At 67.9% G+C, this 23,514-nt stretch carries 22 protein-coding genes; 15 read left to right on the top strand and 7 right to left on the bottom strand.

The window, feature by feature from the left end:
• Positions 1-3: 3 nt before the first annotated feature.
• The gene (ald, locus tag AC3WLY_RS12840; RefSeq protein WP_492308270.1) at positions 4-1,119 is read right to left on the bottom strand and encodes an alanine dehydrogenase; all 1,116 of its coding nucleotides are present in this window, start codon (positions 1,117-1,119) and stop codon (positions 4-6) included.
• A gap of 321 nt (positions 1,120-1,440) precedes the next feature.
• Between ald and AC3WLY_RS12835 the strand changes: the two genes are divergently transcribed.
• On the top strand, positions 1,441-1,857 hold the full coding sequence (locus AC3WLY_RS12835; RefSeq protein WP_492308271.1) for a DUF3995 domain-containing protein: 417 nt from the start codon (positions 1,441-1,443) through the stop codon (positions 1,855-1,857).
• A gap of 12 nt (positions 1,858-1,869) precedes the next feature.
• Here the strand turns inward: AC3WLY_RS12835 and AC3WLY_RS12830 are convergent, their stop codons facing one another.
• Entirely contained in the window at positions 1,870-2,088 is a 219-nt protein-coding gene (locus tag AC3WLY_RS12830; RefSeq protein WP_492308272.1) for an RNA 2'-phosphotransferase, read from the bottom strand.
• Between the two features lie 595 nt (positions 2,089-2,683).
• Between AC3WLY_RS12830 and AC3WLY_RS12825 the strand changes: the two genes are divergently transcribed.
• The 4 genes from AC3WLY_RS12825 (at position 2,684) to AC3WLY_RS12810 (ending at position 8,551) form a co-directional block, all read left to right on the top strand.
• Positions 2,684-3,424 (top strand): gluconate 2-dehydrogenase subunit 3 family protein, encoded by a 741-nt coding sequence (locus AC3WLY_RS12825; protein ID WP_175958982.1) that lies wholly within the window; start codon positions 2,684-2,686, stop codon positions 3,422-3,424.
• A complete protein-coding gene (locus tag AC3WLY_RS12820) occupies positions 3,424-5,202 on the top strand; it encodes a GMC family oxidoreductase (RefSeq protein ID WP_217586849.1) in 1,779 nt (592 codons plus the stop codon). Before AC3WLY_RS12825 ends, AC3WLY_RS12820 begins: the two co-directional genes overlap by 1 nt.
• The gene (locus tag AC3WLY_RS12815; RefSeq protein WP_175958984.1) at positions 5,199-6,623 is read left to right on the top strand and encodes a cytochrome c; all 1,425 of its coding nucleotides are present in this window, start codon (positions 5,199-5,201) and stop codon (positions 6,621-6,623) included. The genes AC3WLY_RS12820 and AC3WLY_RS12815 overlap by 4 nt, the downstream gene beginning before the upstream one ends.
• 209 nt (positions 6,624-6,832) lie before the next feature.
• Positions 6,833-8,551 carry a cation:proton antiporter domain-containing protein gene (locus AC3WLY_RS12810; protein ID WP_174417852.1) on the top strand — a complete coding sequence of 573 codons (1,719 nt, stop codon included), beginning with the start codon at positions 6,833-6,835 and terminating at the stop codon, positions 8,549-8,551.
• A gap of 158 nt (positions 8,552-8,709) precedes the next feature.
• Here the strand turns inward: AC3WLY_RS12810 and AC3WLY_RS12805 are convergent, their stop codons facing one another.
• Together AC3WLY_RS12805 and AC3WLY_RS12800 are read right to left on the bottom strand one after the other, a co-directional pair.
• Positions 8,710-10,605: a peptidoglycan D,D-transpeptidase FtsI family protein gene (locus AC3WLY_RS12805; RefSeq protein WP_492308273.1), complete on the bottom strand. Its 1,896-nt coding sequence runs from the start codon at positions 10,603-10,605 to the stop codon at positions 8,710-8,712.
• Between the two features lie 420 nt (positions 10,606-11,025).
• On the bottom strand, positions 11,026-11,370 hold the full coding sequence (locus AC3WLY_RS12800) for a DUF3564 family protein (RefSeq protein ID WP_072436660.1): 345 nt from the start codon (positions 11,368-11,370) through the stop codon (positions 11,026-11,028).
• A 647-nt stretch (positions 11,371-12,017) separates the two neighbouring features.
• Between AC3WLY_RS12800 and AC3WLY_RS12795 the strand changes: the two genes are divergently transcribed.
• Positions 12,018-13,232 carry an SDR family oxidoreductase gene (locus AC3WLY_RS12795; protein ID WP_310139717.1) on the top strand — a complete coding sequence of 405 codons (1,215 nt, stop codon included), beginning with the start codon at positions 12,018-12,020 and terminating at the stop codon, positions 13,230-13,232.
• Between the two features lie 55 nt (positions 13,233-13,287).
• Here AC3WLY_RS12795 and hpaR read toward each other — a convergent pair whose 3' ends face one another.
• Positions 13,288-13,728 carry a homoprotocatechuate degradation operon regulator HpaR gene (hpaR, locus tag AC3WLY_RS12790; RefSeq protein WP_034179682.1) on the bottom strand — a complete coding sequence of 147 codons (441 nt, stop codon included), beginning with the start codon at positions 13,726-13,728 and terminating at the stop codon, positions 13,288-13,290.
• A gap of 152 nt (positions 13,729-13,880) precedes the next feature.
• On the opposite strand from hpaR, the gene AC3WLY_RS12785 reads away from it, so the two are divergent.
• Genes AC3WLY_RS12785 through hpaI form a run of 7 tightly spaced genes read left to right on the top strand, consistent with a single transcriptional unit; the run spans position 13,881 to position 19,787 of the window.
• Positions 13,881-14,570 carry a fumarylacetoacetate hydrolase family protein gene (locus AC3WLY_RS12785; protein ID WP_347063020.1) on the top strand — a complete coding sequence of 230 codons (690 nt, stop codon included), beginning with the start codon at positions 13,881-13,883 and terminating at the stop codon, positions 14,568-14,570.
• The gene (locus AC3WLY_RS12780) at positions 14,567-15,331 is read left to right on the top strand and encodes a fumarylacetoacetate hydrolase family protein (protein ID WP_492308274.1); all 765 of its coding nucleotides are present in this window, start codon (positions 14,567-14,569) and stop codon (positions 15,329-15,331) included. Before AC3WLY_RS12785 ends, AC3WLY_RS12780 begins: the two co-directional genes overlap by 4 nt.
• Positions 15,332-15,353: 22 nt before the next feature.
• Positions 15,354-16,817 carry a 5-carboxymethyl-2-hydroxymuconate semialdehyde dehydrogenase gene (hpaE, locus tag AC3WLY_RS12775; RefSeq protein ID WP_204422810.1) on the top strand — a complete coding sequence of 488 codons (1,464 nt, stop codon included), beginning with the start codon at positions 15,354-15,356 and terminating at the stop codon, positions 16,815-16,817.
• 50 nt (positions 16,818-16,867) lie between these two features.
• Complete coding sequence (hpaD, locus tag AC3WLY_RS12770; protein WP_175958990.1) at positions 16,868-17,716, top strand: 3,4-dihydroxyphenylacetate 2,3-dioxygenase; 849 nt, start codon at positions 16,868-16,870, stop codon at positions 17,714-17,716.
• A 41-nt stretch (positions 17,717-17,757) separates the two neighbouring features.
• Positions 17,758-18,150 (top strand): 5-carboxymethyl-2-hydroxymuconate Delta-isomerase, encoded by a 393-nt coding sequence (locus tag AC3WLY_RS12765; protein ID WP_034179677.1) that lies wholly within the window; start codon positions 17,758-17,760, stop codon positions 18,148-18,150.
• 19 nt (positions 18,151-18,169) lie between these two features.
• Positions 18,170-18,973 (top strand): 2-oxo-hept-4-ene-1,7-dioate hydratase, encoded by an 804-nt coding sequence (hpaH, locus tag AC3WLY_RS12760; protein ID WP_492308275.1) that lies wholly within the window; start codon positions 18,170-18,172, stop codon positions 18,971-18,973.
• 7 nt (positions 18,974-18,980) lie between these two features.
• Complete coding sequence (gene hpaI, locus AC3WLY_RS12755) at positions 18,981-19,787, top strand: 4-hydroxy-2-oxoheptanedioate aldolase (RefSeq protein WP_175958992.1); 807 nt, start codon at positions 18,981-18,983, stop codon at positions 19,785-19,787.
• A 246-nt stretch (positions 19,788-20,033) separates the two neighbouring features.
• Here the strand turns inward: hpaI and AC3WLY_RS12750 are convergent, their stop codons facing one another.
• Positions 20,034-20,843: an AraC family transcriptional regulator gene (locus AC3WLY_RS12750; RefSeq protein WP_492308276.1), complete on the bottom strand. Its 810-nt coding sequence runs from the start codon at positions 20,841-20,843 to the stop codon at positions 20,034-20,036.
• Positions 20,844-20,938: 95 nt separating this feature from the next.
• Here AC3WLY_RS12750 and AC3WLY_RS12745 point away from each other — a divergent pair, with 95 nt between their 5' ends.
• Positions 20,939-21,190 carry a hypothetical protein gene (locus AC3WLY_RS12745; protein ID WP_034179673.1) on the top strand — a complete coding sequence of 84 codons (252 nt, stop codon included), beginning with the start codon at positions 20,939-20,941 and terminating at the stop codon, positions 21,188-21,190.
• A 46-nt stretch (positions 21,191-21,236) separates the two neighbouring features.
• Complete coding sequence (locus AC3WLY_RS12740; protein ID WP_492308277.1) at positions 21,237-22,199, top strand: quinone oxidoreductase family protein; 963 nt, start codon at positions 21,237-21,239, stop codon at positions 22,197-22,199.
• Positions 22,200-22,347: 148 nt separating this feature from the next.
• Here the strand turns inward: AC3WLY_RS12740 and AC3WLY_RS12735 are convergent, their stop codons facing one another.
• Entirely contained in the window at positions 22,348-23,439 is a 1,092-nt protein-coding gene (locus tag AC3WLY_RS12735) for a porin (RefSeq protein WP_492308278.1), read from the bottom strand.
• Positions 23,440-23,514 lie beyond the last annotated feature (75 nt).

Raw genomic sequence — 23,514 nt, 5'->3', positions numbered from 1 at the left:
ATGTCATGCCAGCACGCCGGCGGCCGGCACATAAGGCAGGCCGAGCGCCAGCGCGACCGCTTCGTACGTGATGTGTCCGTCGCAGACGTTCAGGCCCGCGCGCAGGTGCGGATCGTCGGCCATCGCCTGCTTCCAGCCCTTGTCGGCGAGCGCGAGCGCATGCCCGAGCGTCGCGTTGTTCAGCGCGAAGGTCGACGTGCGCGCGACCGCGCCGGGCATGTTCGCGACGCAGTAGTGCACGACGCCGTCGACGACGAAGGTCGGGTCCGCATGCGTTGTCGCATGCGAGGTCTCGAAGCATCCGCCCTGGTCGATCGCGACATCGACGACGACCGCACCCGTGCGCATCGTCGCGATCATGTCGCGCGTGACGAGCCGCGGCGCCGATGCGCCGGGCACGAGCACCGCGCCGATCACGACGTCGGCTTCGCGCACGGCTTCGTCGATCGTATGCGCATTCGAGCAGACGGTCGTGATCCGGTTGGCGAAGACGAGGTCGAGCTGACGCAAGCGGTTCACGTTGTTGTCGAGCACGGTGACGCGCGCGCCGAGGCCGACCGCCATCTGCAGCGCGCCGGTACCCACCACGCCCGCGCCGAGCACAACCACGTGCGCGGCCGGCACGCCGGGCACGCCGGCCATCAGCAGGCCGCGGCCGCCGCGCGGGCTTTCGAGGTGGGTCGCCGCGACCTGGATCGACATGCGTCCCGCCACCTCGCTCATCGGCGCGAGCAGCGGCAGGCCGCCGCCGGGCGCCGTCACGGTCTCATACGCGATGCAGACGGCGCCGGACTTCACGAGCGCGGCCGCCTGTTCGGGATCGGGCGCGAGATGCAGGTAGGTATAGAGAATCTGCCCGCGCCGCAGCATCGCGCATTCGACCAGCTGCGGCTCCTTGACCTTGATGATCATGTCGGCGCGCGCGAAGATTTCGTCGGCGCCGTCGCACAGCGATGCACCCGCGGCCGTGTAGTCGTTGTCGAGCAGGCCGATCGCCGTGCCCGCGCCGCGCTGCACGAGCACGGTATGGCCGTGCCGCGTGAGTTCGCGCGCGCCGGCCGGCGTGAGGCCGACGCGGTATTCGTGGTTCTTGATCTCCTTCGGCACACCGATCAGCATGAGTCGCCTCCATGGCCTCGTTATCGTTGTCGTGCATCTGCGCCGCGCGGCGAACGATGCGCGTGCGGCCGGTTGCGCAGGGGCATGCCGACCGCAGTACTGGAATACCAGCGTAGTAGTGCGTTGAGGGAAGTCAAGCGGGCGGCCGGCACGACGATGTCTGCGCATTGCACCGCAGCACGCACTGCGGCGGGTTGCGACCGGACGCCGCAATGCACGCGATGCCGGGTTTCGGTATCGTCTTGCGTGTCGCGGGCCGGGGCCGCGTGCCGGAATCTTCCGGCAAAACGACGAGACAACGAGACGAGGACATTTACCGACATGACCGGCGCGTATTTCAGCGTGCCGACGCTTTGCGCGATCGCGCTCGTTCACGTCTACTGGGCGTTTGGCGGGCGGCTCGGCAAGCGTGCGGCCATTCCGGAACAGGACGGCATGCCGCTGCTGCGGCCGACCGCCGTCGGCACGTTTGGCGTCGCGGCGGCGCTGCTGGCCGGCGCATGCGTGGTCGCCGCGCGTGCCGGCTGGCTGGGGCGGAACGCGTATCCCGACACGATCGCATTCGCGGTCGTTGCGCTCGCATTGATCTTCGCGGTGCGGGCCGTCGGCGATTTCCGCTATGTCGGCTTCTTCAAGCGGGTTCGCGGGTCGCGTTTCGCGCGGATGGACACGCTGTATTACTCGCCGCTTTGCGCGGCGCTTGCGCTGTCGCTTGCGTCGATGTTCTGGCCGCGGTGAGCGGCGTGCGGCTCAGCGCGCCGGCGTGTCGATCTGCGTGAGATATTCGGCCGGCACGGCGTCGGTCAGCCATACGCCGTTTTCGGCGACGAAGAGCGTGTGGCCTTGCCGGTGCATGTGCTGCGCATCGACTTCGAGAATCGCGGGCACGCCGTAGCGTGTGCCGACGGCCAATGCAGTCCGGATGTCCGGCGACAGATGCACCGGCGGTTTGTTCTTCCGTATATTCATGAGGCGCGGAGGCTACCAGAGCACCGTGCAAACCGGCACCGACGCGTTGCGCCGCGTGGCTGGAAACAGACAGCCGTCGGTTCCGCCCGACGCAGGCCGATAGCCTGCCCGGCGCGCGGCTCGGCCGGCGAGCGCGCCATCCTTGCGCATTCCCGCTTCCGGATTTTTCGATTGTTGCAATTTTCGATGCATTGAATTGCATCGAACCATCTAGCAATGGAACCGGTTCCATATATAATTCGCGGCACTCGTCGCCGGACCCGAGAGAGGGCCGTGCGCGTCGCGCCTGCTGTGGCAAGCGCGGCGTCCAGGTTGAACATGGTCATGGCGATGGCGGGCAGATCCAGGCCGACAGGCCGGTATTTGTCCGACGATAAGGCCCGCGAAGAGGTCGATCCGCGCCGCCGGAACCGGCACGCACGCGGCTGCATGACGGCGCCGTCGCGCATTGCGCGGCCGGCGCCCGCATCGAGGTTGTTCGCAACACACGAATGAACAGGACGGCCGGCCGCATGCGGCAAGGCTGCCGTGCCGGACCCGCCGTATGCGGAATGCGCGCGTCCGGCCCCCGATCCCCAACGATCAACATCCGACCATGTCCACGCCACCTGACAAACCCAACTCGCGCCGCCGTTTCCTGCGCACGTCGGTCGCGCTCGTGCCGATCGCGTCGGTCGCCGGCTGCGACCTGCGCGCGTCGTCGCCATCCGCGACGACGGCCGGCAACGCGCCCGCCGCTTCCGCCAGCGCCGAACGCGCCCCGTACAAGCCGACCTTCTTCGATGCGAAGGAGTGGGCGTTCGTCCAGGCTGCCGTCGACCGGCTGATTCCGGCCGACGCCGAAGGCCCCGGCGCGCTCGAATCGGGCGTGCCCGAATTCATCGACCGCCAGATGGAGACGCCGTACGCGCACGGTGCGACGTGGTACATGCAGGGGCCGTTCCAGCAGGGCGTGCCCGAGCTCGGTTACCAGTTGAAGCTCGTGCCGCGCGACATCTACCGGCTCGGCATCGCGGCCGTCAACCGCTATTGCGAAAAGGCCCACGGCAACACGTTCGCGGATCTCGACGCGCCGACGCGCGACACCGTGCTCGGCGCGCTGGAGAAGGGCGGCGCGCAGATCGACGACGTGCCGCCCGGCGTGTTCTTCGGCCAGTTGCTGCAGAACACGCGCGAAGGCTACTTCTGCGATCCGGTGCACGGCGGCAATCGCGACATGGCCGCATGGAAGATGATTGGCTTCCCGGGCGCGCGCGCGGATTTCATGGATTTCGTCAACCAGAACGGCAAGCCCTATCCGTACGGCCCCGTCTCGATCAACGGGGAGCGCACCTGATGGCCGCAGAGAAAAAGCCGCATGTCGATGCGGTCATCGTCGGCTTCGGCTGGACCGGCGCGATTCTCGCGAAGGAACTGACCGAAGCGGGCTTGAAGGTCGTCGCGCTCGAGCGCGGCGAGTATCGCGACACCTATCCGGACGGCGCGTATCCGAACACGATCGACGAGCTGACCTACAACGTCCGCAAGAAGCTGTTCGTCGACCTGTCGAAGACGACCGTCTCGATCCGCCACGGCGTGCAGGACACCGCGCTGCCGTACCGGCAGCTCGCCGCGTTCCTGCCGGGCGAGGGCGTCGGCGGCGCGGGGCTGCACTGGTCGGGCGTGCACTTCCGGATCACGCCGGAAGAGCTGCGCCTGCGCAGCCACTATGAAGAGCGCTACGGCAAGAAGTTCATCCCCGCCGGGATGACGATCCAGGACACCGGCGTCAGCTACGACGAGCTCGAGCCGCATTTCGATTTCGCCGAGAAGGTGTTCGGCACGTCGGGGCAGGCGTACAAGGTCGGCGGCAAGGTGGTCGGCGACGGCAACGTGTTCGAAGCGAACCGCAGCAACAACTTCCCGTTGCCCGCGCAGCTCAATACCTATTCGGCGCAGCGCTTCTTCGACGCGGCGCAGTCGCTCGGCCTGCATCCGTACCGGCTGCCGTCGGCGAACACGTCGGGCCCGTACACGAACCCGTACGGCGTGCAGATGGGCCCATGCAACTTCTGCGGCTACTGCAGCGGCTACGCGTGCTACATGTACTCGAAGGCGTCGCCGAACCTGAACATCCTGCCCGCGCTGAAGCAGGCGCCGAACTTCGAGCTGCGCTCGAAGTGCCACGTGCTGCGTGTCGACCTCGACGACACGAAGAAACGCGCGACGGGCGTCACCTACGTCGACCCGGCCGGGCGCGAAGTGCACCAGCCGGCCGATCTCGTGATCGTCGCTGCGTTCCAGTACCACAACGTGCACCTGCTGCTGCTGTCGGGCATCGGCAAGCCGTACGACCCGATCTCGGGCGAAGGCGTCGTGGGCCGCAATTTCGCGTACCAGAACCTGTCGACGATCAAGGCGTTCTTCGACAAGGACACCTACACGAATCCGTTCATCGGCGCGGGCGGCAACGGCGTCGCGGTGGACGATTTCAACGCGGACAACTTCGACCACGGCCCGCTCGGTTTCGTCGGCGGTTCGCCGCTGTGGGTGAACCAGGCCGGCGCGAAGCCGATCAGCGGCATTGCGACGCCGCCCGGCACGCCGCAGTGGGGCTCGGCGTGGAAGAAGTCCGTGAAGGACTACTACGCGCACACGATCTCGATGGACGCGCACGGCACGAACATGTCGTACCGCGACGTGTATCTCGACCTCGATCCGACCTATCGCGATTCGTACGGCCAGCCGCTCTTGCGGATGACCTTCGACTGGAAGGACAACGACATCAGGATGGCGCAGTACGTGACCGGGCAGATGAAGAAGATCGCGGAAGCGATGGGGCCGAAGGCGATCGGCGTGTCGACGCGCGAGTTCGGCAAGCACTTCGATTCGCGCGCGTACCAGACGACCCACCTCGTCGGCGGCGCGATCATGGGCACCGACCCGAAGACGAGCGTGCTGAACCGCTACCTGCAGTGCTGGGACGTGCACAACGTGTTCGTGATGGGCGCGTCGGCGCTGCCGCAGGGCATCGGCTACAACCCGACCGGGATCATCGCGGCGCTGGCCTACTGGTCGGCACGCGCGATCCGCGAGCAATACCTGAAGAATCCCGCCCCGCTGGTGACCGCATGAAGAGGACGATGAACCACAACGCCGCGCGCCGCCTTTCCCCGGTGCGGCGCGCGCTGGCGGCCGGCGCGGCCTGGGCCGCGTTCGGCCTCGCGGGCACCGCGGCTTTCGCGCAACCGGCGGTTGCGCCCGCGGCGGCTTCGGGCCCGGCGGCCGCGCCTGCGGCTCGATCCGCCGACGCGAACCTCGTCAAGCGCGGCGAATACCTGGCCCGCGCGGGCGACTGCATCGCATGCCACACGGCGAGCGGCGGCAAGCCGTTCGCGGGCGGGCTGAGGTTCGACACGCCGATCGGCGGAATCTATTCGACGAACATCACGCCGGACCCGAAAACCGGGCTTGGCGGCTGGACGTTCGAGAACTTCACCCGCGCGGTGCGCGAGGGCGTGCGCAAGAACGGCGACACGATGTATCCGGCCATGCCGTTCCCGTCCTATGCGCGCCTCACCGACGACGACATGAAGGCGCTGTATGCGTACTTCATGCACGGCGTCGCGCCCGTCGAGCACGAGAACCGCGCGGTCGACATCGTGTGGCCGCTGTCGATGCGCTGGCCGCTCGGGATCTGGCGCAAGATGTTCGCGCCGTCGCCGAAGCCGTTCGACGCGGCACCGTACACCGACCCGGCGGTCGCGCGCGGCGCGTATCTCGTGCAGGGTCTCGGCCACTGCGGCGCGTGCCACACGCCGCGCGCGCCGACGATGCAGGAGCGCGGGCTGACCGACGCGGACGGCCCGGACTTCCTGGCCGGCGGCGCGGCGATCGACGGCTGGGTGCCGACCAGCCTGCGCGGCGAGCCGCGCACCGGGCTCGGCACGTGGACGGAAACCGAGATCGTGCAGTTCCTGAAGACCGGCCGCACGCTGCGCACGGCCGCGTTCGGCGGGATGACGGACGTGGTCGGCCACAGCATGCAGCACATGACCGACGACGACCTGAATGCGATCGCGCGCTACCTGAAGACGTTGCCGCCGCGCGTGCAGGGCGAGCAGCCGCACGTGTACGACGCGGCCGCCGCGAAGGCCTTGCAGGCTGGCGACGCGAGCAAGCCGGGCGCGGCCGTCTATCGCGACAACTGCATGGCGTGCCACCGCAGCGACGGCCACGGCTACACGCGCGTGTTCCCGGCGCTCGCCGGCAACCCGGTCGTGCAGGGCGGCGATCCGACGTCGCTGATCCACGTCGTGCTGGAAGGCAGCGCGCTGCAGGGCACGCACACCGCGCCGTCGACCTTCACGATGCCGCCGTTCGGCTGGCGCCTGTCGGACCAGGAAGTCGCGGACGTGTCGAACTTCGTGCGCACGAGCTGGGGCAACACGGGCGCGCCGGTAACGGCCGCGCAGGTCGCGAAGGTGCGCAAGAGCGTGCCGTCGACCCGCCCCGAACCGCCGCCGGGCGCGCGGTTCCCGCAAGCGTCGCGCTGATGGGGAGGCGGGGCGCCAGCCCCGCCTGTCCGAGCCGCTTCAAGGCGCCGCCGAGCCCGCGCGGCGCCTGCCGTTGCGCCGGGGTTGCACCCCGCAAAGGCGCGCGCCGCCGGGCGAAATTTTCGCGGTAGCGCGCCATTGTTCCGCCTCATCCCTTATCCTTCCATTCTTGAACCTTACTAAATAGTTACAAGAGCTCGGGAGGGGGGATGCCCCATGATGTCAGCCTGATTGCGTTGCTCGCGGCCGGTTTCGGTCTCGCGATGATCTTTGGTTACCTTGCGTCGCTGCTGAAAATGCCGCCGCTCGTCGGCTATCTGCTCGCCGGGATCGTGATCGGCCCCGGCACGCCCGGTTTCGTCGGCGACCTGTCGCTCGCGCAGCAGCTCGCCGAAGTGGGCGTGATGCTGCTGATGTTCGGCGTCGGCCTGCATTTCTCGCTCGGCGACCTGCTCGCGGTGCGCAAGATCGCGCTGCCGGGTGCCGTCGTGCAGATTACCGTCGCGACGCTGCTCGGCGGCGGGCTCGCGCTCACGTGGGGCTGGAGCCTCGGTGCGGCGCTCGTGTTCGGGCTTGCGCTGTCGGTCGCGAGTACCGTCGTGCTGCTGCGCGCGCTCGAGGGGCGTGGGCTCGTCGAGACGGTCAACGGGCGCATCGCGGTCGGCTGGCTCGTCGTCGAGGATCTCGTGATGGTGCTGGTGCTCGTGCTGCTGCCGCCCGTCGCGGGGCTGCTCGGCGGCACGCCGCCCGGCGATGCGCAGGCGGCCGGCGGCAGCGTGTGGGGCACGCTCGGCGTGACGATGCTGAAGGTCGCGGCGTTCATCGCGCTGATGCTCGTGGTCGGCAAGCGCGTATTCCCGCGCATTTTGTGGCTCGTCGCGCGCACGGGCTCGCGCGAGCTGTTCACGCTGTGCATGATCGCGGCCGCGGTCGGCATCGCGTTCGGCGCGGCGAAGCTGTTCGACGTGTCGTTCGCGCTCGGCGCGTTCTTCGCCGGGATGATGATGCGCGAGTCGGAATTCAGCCGGCGCGCGGCCGACGAGACGCTGCCGCTGCGCGACGCGTTCTCGGTGCTGTTCTTCATCTCGGTCGGGATGCTGTTCGACCCGAAGGTGCTGATCGAAGAGCCGCTGCACGTGATCGAGGTCGCGGCGATCGTGCTGGTCGGCAAGACGCTCGCGGCGGTCGCGCTCGTGATCGCGTTCCGCTATCCGTTGAATACCGCGCTGACGGTCGGCGCGGGCCTCGCGCAGATCGGCGAATTCTCGTTCATCCTCGCGGGGCTCGGCCGTGCGCTCGGGCTGCTGTCGGCCGAGGGGCAAAGCCTGATCCTGGCGGTCGCGCTGATCTCGATCGCGATGAACACGCTGCTGTTCGCGATGATCGATCCGGCGCTCGCGTGGATCCGCAAGCATTCGGCGTTCGCGCGCAAGCTCGAGGCGCGCGACGATCCGCTCGCCGCGCTGCCGATGTCGACGCCGCAGACGCACCTGACCGGGCAGGTCGTGATCGTCGGTTACGGCAAGGTCGGCACGCGGATCGCGCATGCGCTGGACGAGCGCGGGATCGCGTATGTCGTCGTCGAGCAGAACCGCGAGCTCGTCGAGAAGCTGCGAGCCGACGGCATCGCGGCCGTGTCCGGCGACGCGATCGAGCCGATCGTGCTCGTGCAGGCGCATATCGCGCGCGCCGGGATGCTGGTCGTCACGCTGCCGGACGTGTTCGACGTGCGGCAGATCGTGGAGATCTCGCGCACGCTCAACCCGACGCTCGAGGTCGTGCTGTGCACGAACAGCGGCGACGAGGCCGCGCTGCTGTCGAGCGAGGGCATCGGCACCGTGTTCATGGGCGAGACCGAACTCGCGCGCGGGATGACCGAGCATGTGCTCGGCAGGATGGTGAAGCCGGTAGCAGCGGCGGCGCATTGACGGCGCGCGGGCAAGACCGCCCGCAGCGCGAAAGAATTGCAGGAGGGCGCAGCCGGAACGCTCAAATAATGCGGGGCGTTTCTGGAAAGTGGGATGAAAGCGGGGGACGGAGATGGAGCGCGGGCGGTGCGGCATGCCGCACCGCCCGCCTGGCGGCTTCAGCTTGCCGCCGCCTTCGTCGGCACGGTCGTGCCGGGCTGCGTGGCCGTCTTCAACGGTGCGGTGGTTTTCTGCGCGGCAGCCGTTTTCGGTCGAGCCGCCGCCTTCGGCGCCTCGACCGTCTTCTGCGGTGCAACCGCCTTGGCCGGCTGCGGCTTCTCCGGTTCGACCGGCGCATCGGGCGGCACGCCGAGCAACTGCAGCGAGCCGCTCGTGACCGACGCGAACACCGGGCCGGCCACCGTGCCGCCGTAGTAGCCCTTGCCGCGCGGCTCGTCGATCATCACCGCGACGATCAGGCGCGGGTTGCTCATCGGCGCCATCCCCGCGAACAGCGCGCGGTACTTGCCCTTCGCATAGGTCGCGCCGACCTGCTTGCGCGCGGTACCCGTCTTGCCGCCGATCCGGTAGCCGTCGACGCGCGCGCGGCGCCCCGTGCCGCCTTCGCCGACCGCCATCTCGAGCATCGAGCGAATCGATGCGGCCGTTTGCGGCGACGTCACGCGGTGGCCGCGATGCGCGTCGATCGTCTGCTGGTCGGTGCCGTTCTTCAGCAGCGACACCGGGTGCAGCGTGCCGTCGCCCGCGTAGGCCGTATACGTCTGCGCGATCTGCAGCAGCGACATCGACAGCCCGTAGCCGTACGCCATCGTCGCCTGCTCGATCGGCCGCCAGCGCTTGTAGCCGCGCAGCCGGCCCGACGCGACGCCCGGGAACGTCAGCTCCGGCGCGCGGCCGATCCCGTATTCCTGATACTTGTTCCAGATCGTTTCGGCGGGCAGGTTCAGCGCGAGCTTCGCGAGCGCGACGTTGCTCGATTTCTGCAGTGCCTGCGAGACCGTCAGCGACCCGTGGTTCGACGTGTCGTGGATCACGGCCGGGCCGATCTTGTAGGTGCCCGGCGACGTGTTGATGATCGTGTTCGGCGTGACCTTGCGCTCGTCGATCGACAGCGCGACGACGAGCGGCTTGATCGTCGAGCCGGGTTCGAACGTGTCGATCACCGCGCGGTTGCGCAACTGCTGGCCCGTGAGGCGCGCGCGGTCGTTCGGGTCGAAGGTCGGGTAGTTCGCGAGCGCGAGGATCTCGCCGTTCTGCGCATCGAGCACGACGACGCTGCCGGCGATCGCGTTGTTCTCGATCACGGCCGTCTTGAGCTGGCTGAACGCGAGCTGCTGGATCCGGCGGTCGATCGTCAGCTCGATCGTCGCGCCGTGCTGCGCGGGAACGAGCGGGCGCGTGTCCGACACGATGCGGCCGAGCCGGTCGCGGATCACCTCGCGCTGCCCGGACGTGCCCGACAGGCGCGCATTCGCCGCGAGTTCGACGCCTTCCTGGCCCTTGTCTTCGACGTTCGTGAAGCCGACCACGTGCGCGGCCGATTCGCCTTCCGGGTAGAAGCGTTTCGAATCGGCGATCTGCGTGATGCCGTCGATCGCGAGCTTGTCGAGGCGGCCCGCGGTGTCCGCGTCGACCTGCCGCTTGAGCAGCACGAACGTCTTGTCGTTGCCGAGGCGCCGCTTGACCTCGCCGAGCGGCAGGTCGAGCAGCTTCGCGATCTGCGGATAGTCGGTATCGGCGACCTGTTTCGGGTTCGCCCAGATTTCATAGGTCGACAGGCTGACCGCGAGCATCGCGCCGTTGCGATCGACGATGCGCCCGCGCATCGCATCGAGCTCGATCGTGCGCTGGTAGCGCTTCTGGCCCTGGCCGACGTAGAAATCCTGGTTCGCGACCTGCACCCAGAAGGCGCGCGCGAGCAGCGCGGCGAACGCAAGGAACACGACGATCACGACCAGTTTCGAGCGCCACATCGGCAGGCGCGACGCGAGCATCGGATTCTTCGTCGCGGCCGAGTACGGATCGGCGGGGTGGGTCTTCTTTTTCACGCTCATGCAATGGCCGGGTCGGGCCGCCGGGCGGCGGCGGGTCAGTCTGAATAATGCGATTGTAATAAATGAGTAAACGTCGTGTGGGGAAAGTATGTTCCGGCCCCGTGAAAAGGCGGGCGGTATCATCCGGCAAGCGCTGAAAGGTGGTGCCGGAAAGGTGGACGCGAGCGGATTTTCGCCGCCGCAGCAGACGCTGGGCGACGGGCGCTCGGCGGTGTCTCGATCCGGGCGTGCGGTGTCCGCTGGCGGTCGATCGCGGCCGTCGCCGGTATGCGATCAATTGCCCGGCCCTCGGTTATTTCTTTAATAGCGGAAAATAAAAAGCGCCCCGGAATGAGGCGCTGTTAATACTGAATATCGAAATGACTATCTCTGAAACTGGAATAAACCCGAAAACCGCAGACGTTTTACGTAAAAAATTTTCTATCGGGCGACGGAAATGAATTCCCGGTATTCCGGCTGGGTCGTGCAGCGATCGACGGCCTGCAGCCGCCACGCGCCGGGATGATTGCCGGCGAGCACGGCAGGGCCCTGTTCGCGCTGCGTCGCGCCGAACGACAGACCCTTCAACTGGCATACGGCTTTTCCGCCGTCGGCCGCGCAGAGCGCCATTGCGCCCTCGACGTCGCGGACCTTGCCCCAAGTCGGAAGATCGATGCCCTGATGTGCCTCACGCGACCACAGTCCCTCGTCGGTATCCACCCACAGTACCGCGAAGGATTGCCGGGTTGCCGATTCGCTGCCATTAATTCGAATGGTGAGGCGCATTGGAACGTCTCCTGAAAGAAAGGACGAATTTGACCGTTTGGACTTGAACAGTCTAGATAGACTGGTGTGAAACGCAAGCGATAATCCGCAATAAATCCATATTGAGTCCATTTCGGTTTCAGATGAAACGACGTCTGACGATTCACGGACATTTCGGCGGCGCGCGCAAACGTACGTGGCATCGGCGATTGCGGTGTCGACGCGCGCATCGGCGACGTTCGAGACATGGGATGACATGGCCGGGGGGCGCGTCGATCTGTCGCGCGCGGGCCGCCGCCGAAACCGGGCCGATCGACGCAATCCGGCACCGCCGGAATGCGGTCCGCCCCGATGTTTCAGCGTTTTGACGGCGCGGCCGGAACGACACACTCCAACAATCGCGCACAAATCGGCACACTTTCACGATACTTTCGGGACAGACTTGCACGCGATCGGGCCCCACACTGGGAACTTCCCGATCCTGTGCTGCGGACGCCCGTCCTCGGCGGCTGCCGCCTCGTGCCAGAGGTGCGATCGACGCGATCGCGGGCCGCACGCCCGATCGGGACTGCCGGGGCGCGTGTCAGCTCCGGCCCGGCCGGTGAGCCGTGCGCAGCCCGCAACCGCAGGCGCTGCGCCGCCCGGCCGACTCTTCGAAGGAGACTATCGTGCTGATCTGGAAAACCGCGTTGTCGCTGAACTGGCGGACGAGCCTCGTGTCGCCGGCCAGCGCACCGGTCGCGGCGGCGAACGTCGGGCGGCTGGTGCTGACCGGCGCGACCGGCTTCATCGGCAGTACCGTGCTGACGGCGCTCGTCAACGCAGGGCTGCTCGAACGCATCGTGTGCGTCGTGCGCGCGCAGGACCGCGGCCACGCCGTCGCGCGGCTGCGCGAAGCGGCGCTGCGCGCGGGGCTAACGCCGTACTGGGCGTCGCGCCTGACCGACGCGAACGTGATCGTCGGCGCGCTCGGCGACGTGTGGCAGGGCGCAGATGCGCCGCGCCTCGCCGGCGCGACGCACGTGATCCACTGCGCCGGCCATGCGTCGCCGGCCGACGGCGCGCACCTGCAGGCGGACATCGCCGATTCGGTGCGCTTCGCCGAACGCTTTGCACGGGCGCCGCGTCTGCAGCGCTTCGTCTACGTCGGCACGGCCTATGCGCATGCGGGGCGCGGCGGCATCGTGCACGAAGCAGTCGTGGCGGACGACGCGGCGAACGATGTCGGGCAACACGGCGGAGGCCTGCCGGGTGCGGTGCTCGCGGCGGACTACCTGCATGCGAAGGCGGAAACGGAGCAGCGCCTGCGCGCGCTCGGGCTGCCGCTCGTCGTCGTGCGGCCGTCGCACGTCGTCGGCCACACGGTGCTCGGCACGCGGCCCGCGCCGAACTCGTTCTGGATGTTCCGGCTTGCGCATGCCGCGCGCCGCTTCACCGCACGGCCGATGACGCGCATCGACATCGTGTCGGTGGACGACGTGGCGCGCGCGACGATGCTGCTGGCCGTCAAACCGACGCTCGCGCACGATCTCTATCACGTGTCGGCCGGCGACGAGGCGCCGCAGGTCGCGCAGATCGTGCGTGCGATGGACGAGGCAGCGGGGATGACGGGGGCGCCGCGCTACGCGGCGTGCGCGCCGGCCGAGCTGCCGCTGGTGGTGCGCGACGTGCTCGGGCGGCCCGATCCTGCACTCGAGCGCGTGATCGGCCGGGCGCTGCAGCGCTGCGCGGAATTCGCGACGGTCGATCGCGTGTTCGACAACAGCCGCGTGCGCGACGAAATCGATTTCGAGCCGTTGCCGTTCATCGATTACGTCGAGGAATGCATGCGCACGTCGCGCGGCGTCGCCGTGACCGAGCTGATGCGCGGCGCGATGCACTGACCGCCCGCGCTGCACCGGCGCCCGTTCCCGCGGCTGGCGGGAGCGGGCACCATCATCACGCGTTGCCGCCGAGTTCGATGAGCCGGTCGAGCGCGCGGTAGATGTCTTCCAGGCCGTCCTGGCCGAAGCGCGACTCGAGCTGCCGGTATTGCTCGTCGATGCGCGGACCGATTTCCGTGACGAGTTTCCTGCTTTGCGGCGTCAGGCTGACCAGCAGCCGGCGCTGATCCTCCTGCGCGCGCGTGCGCGTGATCAGCCCGTCGCGCTCCATCCGTTCCAGCACGCCCGTGAGGCTCGGGCTCAGGATGCAGCAGCGCCGCGCGATCTGTCCCGCTTCGAGTGCATGCGCCGGTTCGCCGTCGAGCACGCGGATGATCCGCCATTGCTGTTCGGTCAGTGCGAATTCCTTGAGAATGGGGCGGAACAGGCCCATCAGCGTTTCGCGGGCCTCGAGCAGCAGCATGGCCAGGTTGCGATGGTCGAGCGTACGGTTCATCGGGGTGGACAGTGGACGGGGACGCATCAATCTTAACAGCCGAAGGTGGTGAATTTCGCGTATCAGGGTAATCGAGGTTGCCAGCACCCGATTGTTTACTTAAGATGTTAAGTATTGACGATGCGCCGCGACGCGCGGCAGGGGAATGACGCATGGAGCTGTCTTGCACGACCGCCGCGGCGCCGCCGTTGCCGGTCGCCATCGGTACCGTCTACGGTGCGCTGCTGAACGAGCGCGCGGCGCTCGACGCGCTCGGCGATGCGGTAAACGCACCGCCTTACGGTCGCCCTCCGCAGGCGCCGATCCTTTACATCAAGCCGGCCAACACGCATGCGGCCGACGGCGCGGCCGTCGTCGTGCCGGCCGGCGTCGATGCGCTGGAGATCGGCGCGTCGGTGGCCGTCGTGTTCGCCCGGCGCGCCACGCGCGTGCCGGCCGCACAGGCGCTCGACTACGTGCACGGCTTCACGCTCGCGAGCGACGTGTCGGTGCCGCATCCCGATTACTACCGTCCGGCCGTGCGCTTCAAGTGTCGCGACGGCTTCTGCCCGCTGGGCCCGGCGATCGTGCCGGCCGCCGCGCTGGCCGAGGTCGACGCGCTCGCACTGACCGTGCGGATCGACGGCGAGGTGGCCGCATCGGCGTCGACCGCGACGCTGATTCGCCCCGTGCGCGAACTGATCGCCGACGTGACGGCGTTCATGTCGTTCGACGCCGGCGATGTGCTGCTGCTCGGCGTCGCCGGCGGCGCGCCGCGCGCGCGCGCGGGCAGCACGATCGAGATCGCCGCGGCCGGCATCGGCACGCTGCGGCATACGCTGATTGCGGAGGAGACACGATGAAGACGGCGCGCGTGATCTGCAACGGCGCACTGCATGCGGCCGAGCCGGCCGGCGACGGCGCGATCCGCCTCGACACGGGGCGCGTGGTTGCCGAGGAGACGGTCGCATGGCTGCCGCCCGTCGCGCCGCGCACGACGTTCGCGCTCGGCCTCAACTACGCCGACCACGCGAAGGAACTCGCGTTCAAGGCACCGAGCGAGCCGCTGATCTTCCTGAAGGGGCCGAACACGTTCATCGGCCACCGGTCGCGCACCGTGCGCCCGGCGGATGCCACCCACATGCACTACGAGTGCGAGCTGGCCGTCGTGATCGGCCGGCCCGCGCGCAACGTGAGCCGCGCGGAGGCGATCGACTATGTGGCCGGCTACACGGTCGCGAACGACTACGCGATCCGCGACTATCTGGAGAACTACTACCGCCCGAACCTGCGCGTGAAGAACCGCGACACCTGCACGCCGCTCGGGCCGTGGTTCGTCAGCCGCGACGAGATCGGCGACGCGGGCGACCTGATGCTGCGCACGACGGTGAACGGCCGGGAAACGCAGCACGGCAGCACGCGCGACATGATCTTCGACGTGCCGGCGCTGATCGAGCACATCAGCAGCTTCATGACGCTCTCGCCGGGCGACCTGATCCTGACCGGCACGCCCGAGGGGTTGGCGGACACGCAGCCGGGCGACGAGGTCGTGACCGAAATCGAAGGGATCGGCAGGCTCGTGAACACGATCGTCGCCGAAGCGGACTACTATCGCGCCGGCTGAGCCCGTCGCCCAAGGAGAACCCATGACCATCAAGCACTGGATCGACGGCCGCGAAGTCGAGAGCCGCGAGACCTTCACGACGCTGAATCCCGCGACGGGCGACGTGATCACCGACGTCGCGTCGGCCGGCGAGGCCGAAGTCGACGCGGCCGTGCGCGCGGCGAAGGAAGCATTCCCGAAATGGGCGAACACGCCGGCGAAGGAGCGCGCGAAGCTGATGCGCAAGCTCGGCGAGCTGATCGAGAAGAACGTGCCGATGCTCGCGGCGCTGGAGACGCAGGACACCGGCCTGCCGATCGCGCAGACGAGCAAGCAGCTGATTCCGCGCGCGTCCGAGAACTTCAACTTCTTCGCGGAAGTGTGCGTGCAGATGAATGGCCGCACCTATCCGGTCGACGACCAGATGCTGAACTACACGCTGTACCAGCCGGTCGGCGTGTGCGCGCTGGTGTCGCCGTGGAACGTGCCGTTCATGACGGCCACCTGGAAGACGGCGCCGTGCCTCGCGCTCGGCAACACGGCCGTGCTGAAGATGTCGGAGCTGTCGCCGCTGACGGCCGACCAGCTCGGCCGGCTCGCGCTCGAAGCCGGCATTCCGCCCGGCGTGCTGAACGTCGTGCAGGGCTATGGCGCGACCGCCGGCGACGCGCTCGTGCGGCATCCGGACGTGCGTGCGGTGTCGTTTACCGGCGGCACGGTCACGGGCAAGCGGATCATGGAGCGCGCGGGCCTCAAGAAGTATTCGATGGAGCTCGGCGGCAAGTCGCCGGTGCTGATTTTCGACGACGCGGATTTCGATCGTGCGCTCGATGCGTCGCTGTTCACGATCTTCTCGATCAACGGCGAACGCTGCACCGCGGGCTCGCGGATCTTCGTGCAGCGCACGATCTACGACCGCTTCGTGCAGGAATTTTCGCGCCGCGCGAACAACCTGGTGGTCGGCGATCCGTCCGATCCGGCCACGCAGCTCGGCGCGATGATCACGCGCCAGCACTGGGAGAAGGTGACCGGCTATATCCGCATCGGCGAGCAGGAAGGCGCGCGCGTGGTCGCGGGCGGCGCGGACAAGCCGGCGGGCCTGCCCGAGCATCTGCGCAACGGCAACTTCGTGCGGCCGACCGTGTTCGCCGACGTCGACAACCGGATGCGTATCGCGCAGGAAGAGATCTTCGGGCCGGTCGCGTGCCTGATTCCGTTCGAGGACGAGGAAGAAGGGCTGCGGCTCGCGAACGACACGTCGTACGGCCTCGCGTCGTACATCTGGACGCAGGACGTCGGCAAGGTGCATCGCCTCGCGCGCGGCATCGAGGCCGGGATGGTGTTCGTGAACAGCCAGAACGTGCGCGACCTGCGCCAGCCGTTCGGCGGCGTGAAGGAGTCGGGCACCGGGCGCGAGGGCGGCGAGTACAGTTTCGAGGTGTTCGCGGAGATCAAGAACGTGTGCATCTCGATGGGTTCGCATCACATTCCGCGCTGGGGCGTGTAACGGGCGCGGGTCGTTTCGCCGGAAGCACGAACGATATGGAGACTTGAACGATGGGCAAACTGTCCCTCGCCGCGAAAATCACGCACGTGCCGTCGATGTACCTGTCGGAAATGCCCGGCAGGCATCACGGCTGCCGCGAAGCGGCGATCCGCGGCCATCAACTGATCGGCGAGCGCTGCCGTGCGCTCGGCGTCGACACGATCGTCGTGTCGGACGTGCACTGGCTCGTCAACGCGGGTTATCACGTGAACTGCAATGCGCGGTTCTCGGGCACGTACACGAGCAACGAGCTGCCGCATTTCATCCGCGACATGCAGTACGCGTATCCGGGCAATCCGGCGCTCGGCCGGCTGATCGCCGAGACGGCCAGCGCACGCGGGATCGCGACGCGCGCACACGAGATCGACAGCCTCGAACTCGAATACGGCACGCTCGTGCCGATGCGCTACATGAACGGCGACCAGCACTTCAAGGTCGTGTCGATCGCCGGCTGGTGCATGTGGCACACGCTCGACGAAAGCCGGCGCTTCGGCGAGGCGTTGCTCGAAGCGATCGGGAAAAGCGATTCGAACGTCGCGTTCCTCGCGAGCGGCTCGCTGTCGCACCGCTTCAACGACAACGGCAGCCCCGAAGAATCGATCCACCAGATCAGCCGCGAGTTCTTCCGGCAGGTCGACCTGCGCGTGGTCGAGCTGTGGAAGCAGGGCGATTTCAAGACGTTCTGCGCGATGCTGCCCGAGTACAACACGCATTGCCACGGCGAAGGCGGCATGCACGACACGGCGATGCTGCTCGGCCTGCTCGGCTGGGATCGTTACGACAAGCCCGTCGAGATCGTCACCGACTATTTCGCGAGTTCGGGCACGGGGCAGATCAACGCGATCTTCCCGCTGCCCTGAACGCCGCGGCCCCGCATCGAACATCCGACCGGAGACTTGCCATGCCTCACATCGTCGTCGAATACACCGCGAACATCCGCGACGACGCGCGCATTCCCGCGCTGCTGCGCACGATCAATGCAACACTGATCGCGCAGGGCGGCGTGTTCCCGACCGGCGGCATCCGGTCGCGCGCGATCGAGCTGCAGGACTACTGCGTCGCCGACGGCACGGAGGACGACGCGTTCGTCCACGTGACGCTGAAGATCGGCTCGGGCCGCAGCGACGACACGAAGAAAGCCGCGTGCGACGCGCTGTTCGACGCGATCAAGGCGCATTTCGCCGAGCTGTACGCGAAACGCTATCTCGCGCTGTCGATGGAGCTGACCGAGTTCAGCGAAAGCGGCTCGTACAAGCACAACAACATCCACGCCCGCTACAAGCGAGCCGGCTGACCCCATTCCCGATCCGACCATGCTCGAAACCGCCATCATCGACCAGCTCGCGCAACGTCTGCACGACGCCGAGCGCGAGCGCAAGCAGATCCGCCAGATCTCGCTCGACCATCCCGACATCACGATCGACGACGCATACGCGATCCAGCGCGCGTGGGTGACCCTCAAGCTGGCGGAAGGCCGCACGCTGAAGGGGCACAAGATCGGCCTCACGTCGAAGGCGATGCAGAACACGTCGCAGATCGACGAACCCGACTACGGCGCGCTGCTCGACGACATGTTCTTCGCGGACGGCGGCACGATCCCGACCGGTCGTTTCATCGTGCCGCGCGTCGAGGTCGAACTCGCGTTCGTGCTCGGCAAGCGGCTATCGGGCCCGAACCGCACGATCTTCGACGTGTACGACGCAGTCGATTACGTCGTGCCCGCGCTCGAGATCATCGACGCGCGCAGCCAGTCGATCGACCCCGATACGAAACGGCCGCGCAAGGTGTTCGACACGATCGCCGACAACGCGGCGAACGCGGGCGTCGTGATCGGCGGGCGGCCGGTGCGGCCGCAGGACGTCGACCTGCGCTGGGTCGCGGCGATCATGTCGCGCAACGGCGTGGTCGAGGAAACGGGCGTCGCGGCCGGCGTGCTGAATCATCCGGCGAACGGCGTCGCGTGGCTCGCGAATCGTCTGTCGCGTTTCGACGTCGCGCTGGAACCCGGGCAGATCGTGCTCGGCGGCTCGTTCACGCGGCCGTGCGCGGCGCGGCCGGGGGACACGTTCAGCGTCGACTACGGCCCGCTCGGGACGATCCAGTGCTACTTCGAGTGAGCGAGCGATGCGGATTCCTTCGAATGTCTTCAAGGCCGCGCTCGCGCGCGGCGACGCGCAGGTCGGGCTGTGGCTCGGCCTCGCGAACCCGTACAGTGCCGAAGTCGTCGCGGGCGCCGGTTTCGACTGGCTGCTGATCGACGGCGAGCATGCGCCGAACACGGTGCCGACGATCCTCGCGCAACTGCAGGCGATCGCACCGTATCCGTCGCATCCGGTCGTGCGCGTGCCGTGGAACGATCCGGTGATCGTCAAGCAGGTGCTCGACCTCGGCGCGCAGACGCTGCTGGTGCCGATGGTGCAGAGCGCCGACGAAGCGCGCGCGGCCGTTGCCGCGACGCGTTACCCGCCGCACGGGATGCGCGGCGTCGGCAGTGCGCTGGCGCGTGCGTCGCGGTGGAATCGCGTCGGCGACTACCTGCATCGCGCGAACGACGAGATGGCCGTGCTCGTACAGGTCGAGACGCGCGCGGGGCTCGATGCGATCGACGCGATTGCGTGCGTCGAAGGTGTCGACGGCGTGTTCATCGGGCCGGCCGATCTTGCGGCCGATCTCGGGCATCTCGGCAATCCGGGGCACCCGGACGTGCAGGCCGCGATCGACGGCGCGATCCGGACGATCAAGGCGGCGGGCAAGGCGCCCGGTATTCTGAGTGCGGATGAAGCGGCGGCACGGCGGTATCTGGAAGCGGGTGCGCTGTTCGTCGCGGTCGGGGTCGATACGACGCTGCTGGCGAGGAGTGCGGAGCGGCTCGCGGCGCAGTTCAAGGGTGAATCTCGACCGACGGAAAAGAACGGTGACACGACATATTGAGCGAGGGGCTGTGGCAGATATGCCAAGTAACGCAGAGGCACTGCCTGACGAATCGGGGAATTGGCACAAGGTTTCGCAAAGGGACCGGATGACATCGCTTGCATCGAATGCGATCCCATATCGCCGTGCGGCGGCTCGTCGATGTGTCCGCGCCGTTGCCCTGACGCGTTGCGGGGCAGAATGCGATCAAGCGATCGTGGATGCGATGGCGGAATTGAGTGCGCAGGCGCAAGCCCTGTGGATGGGTTACGACTGACTTCCCATTGTTCCGACTGCTGATCTTGCTACGTCCATATACCGCCCCGGCGTCGTCCCCAGCGCGCGCCGGAACATGTCGATGAACGCGCTCACGTTGTCGTACCCGAGATCGAGCGCGATCGTCGTCACCGGCACGCCGTCGGCGATTCGCTCCAGCGCCCGCAGCAGCCTTGCCTGCTGACGCCACTGCGCGAACGTCAGCCCCGTCTCCGCGACGAAGCGGCGGCTTATCGTTCGTGCGCCGATGCCGGCCCATTCGGCCCATTCTTCCAGCCGCCGGTTGTCCGCGAGGTTCGTGGCCAGCGCGTCGGTGATGCGCACGAGCCGCGCGTCGCGCGGCCGCGCGAGGCTTAGCGATTCGACTTCCGAAGCAGCAATTTCATCGAGGATCACGTCGGCGATTCGCGTCTGCGCGGCATCGAGTTCCGAATCGCCCCAGCTTGCCGCGCGCTGCACCGCTTCGCGCAGCAGCGGCGACGCACGGATCGCGCGCGGCGTATCCGGCAACTCCGCGCAGCGTGCTTCGGCGACGAACGCCGACCAGCCGGAAATCGGCCCGAACGAACGCAGCGAATGCCGGCAATGCGGCGGAATCCAGATTGCGTGGATCGCCGGCACGACCCAGTCCCGGTCGTCGAGACCGATCGTCAGCAGCCCGCTCAGCGCACCGACGAGCTGGCCGCGCGCATGCGAGTGCGGCGCGGTCACGCGCGGGTCGCGTTGCGACAGGACGGCGGCGACGACGAACGGGCCGTCGTCGGACGTGACGAATCGGGCGGGCAGGAGCGGATCGGACATGGCCGGATAGCGGTATCAAATGGCTGTTATACCGGAGATCGGCCGGCTTCGCACGCCTACACTGCGTCCATCGATGACAACCGGAGTACGACGCGATGCGAGCCGAACAGATGCTTCCCGACCATGCCGACCGGATCGATGCCGGCGGAACGACGATCCGCAAGGGCACCGTCGGCGCGTTTCTGGTCAACGCGCGCGTGCTGACCGATCCCGGCGCCACGCCCGCCGACCGGGCACGCGCGGAAGCCGACGCGATCGATGCGTTGCCCGCGCTGCGCGCGCTCGGCTTATTCGACGTGATGGAAGTGCGCGATCCGGCGCTGCGCGCGTGGCTCGACGCGCGCTGACGTCCGCCGCAACCGTCGATCGAGATCCCCGAATCAAGGAGCCACCATGAAAGCCGCAGTCGTGAAGGGCGCCGGCGAGCGCCCCGTTTATATGGAATTCGAGGAGCCGCGCGCGACGCCGGGCCACCGGCTGGTCGACGTGACGGCATCCGCGTTGAGCCGGCTGGCGCAGGGGCGCGCATCGGGCACGCATTATTCGTCCGGCGGGCAATACCCGTTCGTCGTGGGTGTCGATGGCGTCGGCCGTCTCGACGACGGGCAGCGCGTCTATTTCTTCGGTGTCCCCGCGCCGTTCGGCTCGATGGCCGAGCGCACGATCGCGCCCGACACGCAGTGCGTGCCGCTGCCGGCCGCGCTCGACGACGTCACAGCCGCGGCGATCGCGATTCCCGGGATGTCGTCTTGGGCCGCGCTGACCGAACGCGCGCGGCTCGTCGCGGGCGAGACGGTGCTCGTCAACGGCGCAACGGGTACGTCGGGCCGGCTGGCGGTGCGGGTCGCGAAGCATCTCGGCGCTGCGAAGGTGATCGCGACAGGCCGCAACGCGGCCGCGCTGGACGCTTTGCTGAACGCCGGCGCGGATGCTGTCGTGTCGCTGCAGCAGGACGACGTGCAACTGGCGCGAGCGCTCGAACCACATTTCCGCGCGGGCGTGGATGTCGTGCTCGACTATCTGTGGGGTGCCAGTGCGCAGACGCTGCTGGTTGCCGCGGCGAAGGCGGCGCCCGATGGCCGCCGGCTGCGTTTCGTGCAGATCGGCTCGATCGGCGGCGCGGACGTGCTGCTGCCGGGCGCGGTGCTGCGCGCAACCGCAATCGAATTGATGGGCAGCGGCCTCGGCAGCGTGCCGCTGCCGCGTTTGCTGGACTCCGTGCGCGGCGTGTTCGACGCGGCCGGGCCGGCGGGCCTCGCGATCGAGACTCGTACCGAGCCGTTGTCGGCTGTAGGCGAACACTGGGGCGATGCAAACAGTCTCGTGCGTCCGGTGTTCATGATGCACGGCGCGTGAGCGGCGACCGAACCGCAGCGGGCCGGTCGTAGCGCGATGAACGAGCCGCGCGGCGACGACCGGCCATCCGTCGCGATGCCGCCGCGCGTGGGGGGAAAGCAGGGCGGCCGCGGGCGGCAGACGCCCGCGGACACCCGCCGCGTCGGGCTCAGAACCGCTGCTGAATCCCCGCCGTCACGCCGACCTGCGTCGTGCCATAACCGTTGACGTCGCGCGACACGCCGACCTTCTGATCGTGCTTCGCGATCGCGAACGCGCCGGCCGCGTACAGCACCGTGCGCTTCGACAGCGCGTACTGCGCGCGCAGCGACACCAGCGTCGGATCGGCGTCGGTGCCGCCCTTGATGTTCTGGTGATAGACGGCCGCGATCAGCGAGAACGTCGGCGTGAACTGGTACGACCCGCCGACCCAGACCATGTCGCTCAACTGGTTCGCCGCCGTCGTGCGGAACGTGCGTTTGTAATTGCGGTAACCGGCCATCGTCTTCAGGTTGCCGAAGTCGTAGCTCAGGCCCGCGTGGATGCCCTGGATGTAGTTGACCGTATCGGCCGGCATGACGCTGTCGGCCGCGCCGTTCTGCCGGTCGAACGTGACCGCTGCCGCGAACGGGCCGGTCTCGTAGCCGAGCGCGAAATCGTATTTCGAGCTGGTCTTCACGCTGCCCGGCACGTTGCCGAAGCCGTACAGCGCGCCGAACTTGAAGCCGCTGAATTCGCCGTCGTAGCGCACCGCATTCGACGAGCGCGTGAACAGGCCGTCCTTGCGGCCGCCCGTCGCCATCGACGAGGTCGCCCACGAGTAGTTCTGCGCGTAACCCATCGGATCGAACGGCAGCATGTAGTCGTAGGTGACGGTGAAGTTGCGGCCGAGCGACAGCTCGCCCCATTTGCCTTTCAGGCCGACCGTCGCGCGGCGCGCGAAGATCGAGTCGGGGCCGTCGTCGAAGGCGCCGTTCGCGAGATCGATCCCGCTTTCGAGGCGGAAGATTGCCTTCAGCCCGCCGCCGAGATCCTCGACGCCGCGCAGGCCCCAGCGCGACGTGTTCTTGTTGCCGGACTTCAGCTTGAACGAGTTGCCGCCCTGCGGCGCCGCGTGGTTCGTGTATTCGATGCCGGCATCCATGATCCCGTACATCGTGACGGACGACTGCGCGTGCGCGGCGGGCGCGGCGATGCAGGCCGCGGCGGCCGAGCTCGTGAGGACTACTGTGCGAATCGAACGTTCTGCGCGTGACTTCATTGACGGTGTCTCCTTGGTTCTTGTGGGTTGGGTGAAACAGGTGCTGCGCGCAACGGGCCGTGGCGGGCGCCGCAA

This window comes from Burkholderia sp. FW306-1C-G01B, from assembly GCF_058781685.1.
The sequence above is the reverse complement of the archived record's forward strand: the minus strand, read 5'-3'. Positions and strand labels throughout refer to the sequence as shown.